Genomic DNA, 2,750 nt, shown 5'->3' on the forward strand with positions numbered 1-2,750 from the left:
GAAGACTTCTTTACTACTGATCAATCCATCCTCCTTCCGAAGTTGGTTTGCTAAGTGCTGCTATTGTACCCCTTGAGCCCTTAACAGGCTGTATCGGATCCCCTCGGCAAAAGCCCCCCTTCGACCGGGTAGGCGGCACCTATCTTGACTTGAGCCAAAGCCAGCAGCCATCGAGCAGATACCAAACTTAACCAGAAGGGTCCAGGATCCCCTTCTACACTGGCAGATAAGCCACCCCAGGAGGATATATGCCCACTCCACCCCCGCCCGGCATTACTCCCAAGCAGATGAATCTGCTGCGAGCCGTCACTGCGATGGCCTGGTCTGATGGTGCGCTAGAGGCTGCGGAAGTAGAACTCATCGCCCAGCAACTCTCTCAGCATTTTGCTTCGGATCCCGACCAGCGGGCCAGCTTGGCGCAAGAGATCCGCCAGTACCTAGTGCAGCAAGTCCCGTTGGAGGAGGTGCTGTCGAAAATCGGCGATGAGGCCGAGAAGCGTCTCATCCTCAAGTTGGGCTACCTGGTGATTGCCGCCAGCGCTCGCAGCCCGGAGGAGCCCGTGGTGAATCTGGAAGAGCTGGATGCTTTTCGGCAGTTGGTGGAAAAGCTGCAACTGTCACCGGCAGTGGTGCAACAGGTCTCTCAAGAGGCAGAGGCTGAGCTGGGGGATCCCAGCATTGCGCCGATTGAAGTCTTGGTGCAGGGGTTTACCCGCCACTGCCGCTAGAGACCTGAGTGGACGCCTGATGGTTGCGAATGGCCCGCTTGACCAAATTGAGGAAGGCAAAGGCCCGTTGGTCGGTCGGATCCAAGCGCATCACCGCTTGAAAGGCTGCTTCCGCCTGTTGCAGAACGGCCAGATCGATTTGTCCGTCCTCATCTGCTTCCAGTTGGGCCTTTTGCAAGAGGAGGGCCCCTCGATTGTAATGGGCTGCCACATGGTTGGGATCTGCCGCCAAAACGGCTTCCAGCTCTGCCAGGGCCGGATCCAGATAGCCGCTCATGCCCAGTACCCAGGCCAGCTTGTAACGAGCTTCGGTATGGGTTGGATCGGCAGCAACCGCCTGCCGAAATGCCCGGATGGCAGCCTGGAAATCGCCCGCTTGTACCGCTGCGATGCCTTCTTGGTAGCTGTCGTGAGCCATGAGCAAGTTGGGGGTTGACTGGGAAGCTGGCATGAGGAAGGGATCCCTTACCTGTAGATTAACCCTTGCCAAACCGGTGGCTCCCAATTCCCATCCCAGGTACCGAGAACAGAGCCGTGCCCCCGCTGGTTTACCGTCTTTTCCCTCTTGGGGGTGCCATCTGCAGCAGGAGAAACTGCCGCGGCAAGAGATTGGAGATTGCGCAAAGCCTGACCCGCATAACCTGCGCCCCTTCCTAGGATGAACATAGCCATTGATTGGGTGTGAACCATGAATGCCAAACTGCTTTTCCTACCGCTGGCTTTGGGGCTGTCTGTGGCTCCGACCACCGCTGTTTTTCCGCAAACCCTGGGCATCTACCCTCCTTTACAAAGGCTGCAACTGGCCGATACTCGTCAGTTGGATGTTGGCACCCGCTCCATCATTGTCAACCCCGTTCCTTCCGACCTGCGGGTGAATCTGGAGCTGGATCGGCACGGGTCTAACCCCATCTACCGGCCTGGCGAGCCGATTGCCATTACCCTGAGCACCAACCGCGATGCCTACGTTTACCTGTTCAGCATCCAAGCCGATGGCCGTACCCATCTGATTTTGCCCAACCGCTTTTCCGGCGGCAACGAGTTTCTGCGGGCCGGAGAAGTGCGCACCTTCCCGCCGCCAGGGGCCAGCTATCGGTTGACCATCGCTCCACCCTTCGGCCAAGCCCAGGTGTTAGCGGTGGCCTCTCCCCGTCCTCTCAACTTCCAGGAGATTGCCTCTTTTGAGCAGAGTGGCTCCTTTGCCGACGTGCGGGTGCGGGGATCCCAACTGGGCAATGCCATTGCCCGCGCCATCATCGTCGAGGGGATCCCTTCCGACCAGTGGGTGACGGCCACCCGATTCTATCGGGTTGCCCCGCGCTAATCCAAGCTCTGAGACCTCAGGTGGATGGCCCGCACAGGATCCCCTTCATCGGGTATATGACCAGCCCCACCGTTCAAGCTGGGAAGGAAGTCAACCACCCCAAAGGCTGCCCAAAGATTGGGTTCATCTGCCACAATGAGAGCAGCCAAAGGTAGTCTCGGCTACGTCCTGTGTGGTTCTGGGTCAGCCGTTCTATGTCCCCTTCCTCCAATCCCCTGAGCGAGCAGATTCGCAGTATTGACGACCATCTCTCCCGCCGACCCCTGGATCTGGATCCGGCGGGCTATTTCGTCATCTACTTGGATCGGGAGCAGAACCTCATTTGCGCCAAGTACTACAGCACCGTCATCAACGAGCGGGGGCTGGCCACCGATCCGGAGACAGGAGCTGTGATCCCGGCCAAGGGCTCCGTCAACCGATCCCCTGAACGGGTGTATGTTGGGCGCACGGCCAAAGAACTGTGTGTACAGATCTTTGAAAAGGAGCAGGAGAGAGTGGTCTCCCAGCTCAGCCATGCGGCCTACTTGGGAAGGGAGTTTCAAAAAGCCGAAGCTGCCCTGATCTCTGGCGAGGAGTACATCCAAGACTGATCCCTTCCCAGAAAGCTCACCAAATTTTCGGGCTGGAGGCCCGCACCATAGCCGCAGGCTTGGTGTCGGGAGGAAAGCCCGCCTCCTTATAGGTTTGCTGGTCAAAAGTCT

The 2,750-nt window shown here is 58.3% G+C and carries 4 protein-coding genes; 3 read left to right on the forward strand and 1 reads right to left on the reverse strand.

Annotation, left to right across the window (positions count from 1 at the left end; all coding sequences use genetic code 11):
- The first annotated feature begins 248 nt into the window (after positions 1-248).
- Positions 249-728, forward strand: coding sequence for a tellurite resistance TerB family protein (locus ACVWXE_RS14260; RefSeq protein WP_414421612.1), 480 nt, complete (start codon positions 249-251; stop codon positions 726-728).
- Here ACVWXE_RS14260 and ACVWXE_RS14265 read toward each other — a convergent pair.
- On the reverse strand, positions 709-1,179 hold the full coding sequence (locus tag ACVWXE_RS14265) for a tetratricopeptide repeat protein (protein ID WP_457490635.1): 471 nt from the start codon (positions 1,177-1,179) through the stop codon (positions 709-711). The genes ACVWXE_RS14260 and ACVWXE_RS14265 overlap by 20 nt on opposite strands.
- A 237-nt stretch (positions 1,180-1,416) precedes the next feature.
- Between ACVWXE_RS14265 and ACVWXE_RS14270 the strand changes: the two genes are divergently transcribed.
- Positions 1,417-2,049, forward strand: coding sequence for a DUF4384 domain-containing protein (locus tag ACVWXE_RS14270; RefSeq protein ID WP_414330041.1), 633 nt, complete (start codon positions 1,417-1,419; stop codon positions 2,047-2,049).
- A gap of 194 nt (positions 2,050-2,243) precedes the next feature.
- The gene (locus ACVWXE_RS14275; RefSeq protein WP_414407603.1) at positions 2,244-2,639 is read left to right on the forward strand and encodes a DUF4346 domain-containing protein; all 396 of its coding nucleotides are present in this window, start codon (positions 2,244-2,246) and stop codon (positions 2,637-2,639) included.
- Positions 2,640-2,750: the final 111 nt, after the last annotated feature.

It is taken from the genome of Thermostichus sp. MS-CIW-41 (assembly GCF_054058915.1).